Below are 1300 nucleotides of genomic sequence, written 5' to 3'. Positions count from 1 at the left end.
GCCCTGCTCGGCGGCGCGCTCGCCGCCGGCGCCCCGGCCCGTACGGCCGGGGGCGAACCGGCCGTCGTGTTCCGGAACTTCGCCGTCAGCGGCGCGCTGACCCGTGATGTCGAGGAGCTCCAGACCCCCGCCGCGCTCTCCTACGGAGCCGACATCGTCTCCGTCCTGGTCGGTGTCAACGACACGCTCCGCTGCGCCTTCGACATCCAGGACGTCGCCGTACGCCTCGGCCGGCTCTGCGGCCAACTGGCCGGGCAGGGCGCCCTGCTGCTCACCGCCTGCCTTCCCGACCCCGGCACCATGCTCGGCCTCCCGGCGCCGCTCGCCCGGCCGCTGGCCCGCCGTCAGCGCGCGGTCAACGCCGTCGTACACGCCCTGGCGGAGCGCCACGACACCCTCCACCTGCACATGTCGGACGCCGCCTGGGTCGCCGACCGGTCGCTGTGGAGCGCCGACCGGCTGCACCCCGGGGAGCGCGGCCACCGGATGATCGCGCTGCGCTTCCACACGATGCTCGCCGACCGGGGGCTGCCCGTGGGACCGCCGCCGGGCCTGGAGAGCGATCAGTCGCCGCCCGGCCGCACCGCCGCGCTGCTCTGGCTCGCCACGGCGGGCACGGGATGGGTGGTGCGCCGATGCCACGATCTGCTGCCGGAACTGCTGCGGCTGGCGGGCGACGAGATACGGCACCGGGCGCGCGGCACCAGCGAGCGCCTCGACCAGCACGCGGAAGCAGCGCTGTCGGCCGCGCTGGCCGCACTCGCCGCGCTCTCGCCGGGCGCTCCGTTCGCGGGAACGGGGGAGTGAGCGGGGAGCGGGCGCGGGAGCGGGCGCGGAGTGGGCGCGGCGGTCAGCGTCGCGTCGCGACGAACCGTACGGGCGTGCCCGGCACCGCCTGGGCCATCGCCGCGATGTCCCGTTCCGTGACGACGGCGATCACCGGGTAGCCGCCGGTCGTCGGATGGTCGGCGAGGAAGACCAGCGGCCGGCCGTTCGACGGGACCTGCACCGCGCCCGTCACCATGCCCTCGCTGGGCAGCTCGTCGTGCACGGCACGTTCGAGCGCGGGGCCCTCCGTACGCATCCCGATGCGGTTGCTCGCCGCCGAGACCCGGAAGACGCCCGTGGTCAGCGTCCGCAGCGCCGCTCCGGTGAACCAGTCGTCGCGGGGGCCGAGCCGTACGCGCAGCACCAGTTCGGACGGCGGCGCCGGCCAGGGCGCGACGTCGGCGGCGTCCGGGAGCGGCGGGGGACTGCCCAGCGGCAGGACGGCCCCCTCCGACAGCGGCTCGGGCCCGAG

At 76.5% G+C, this 1300-nt stretch carries 2 protein-coding genes; one reads left to right on the top strand and one right to left on the bottom strand.

What is annotated here, in order from left to right; all coding sequences use genetic code 11:
* Positions 1-3: 3 nt before the first annotated feature.
* Positions 4-807: an SGNH/GDSL hydrolase family protein gene (locus QR77_RS04855; protein ID WP_052489532.1), complete on the top strand. Its 804-nt coding sequence runs from the start codon at positions 4-6 to the stop codon at positions 805-807.
* Positions 808-850: 43 nt separating this feature from the next.
* On the opposite strand, the gene QR77_RS04850 is transcribed toward QR77_RS04855, so the two are convergent.
* The coding region (locus tag QR77_RS04850) for a biotin-dependent carboxyltransferase family protein (RefSeq protein ID WP_040019834.1) at positions 851-1300 on the bottom strand (450 nt) is incomplete at its 5' end.

The organism is Streptomyces sp. 150FB (genome assembly GCF_000818195.1).
Taxonomy (GTDB): domain Bacteria; phylum Actinomycetota; class Actinomycetes; order Streptomycetales; family Streptomycetaceae; genus Streptomyces.
This window is presented reverse-complemented; position numbering and strand designations above follow the sequence as displayed.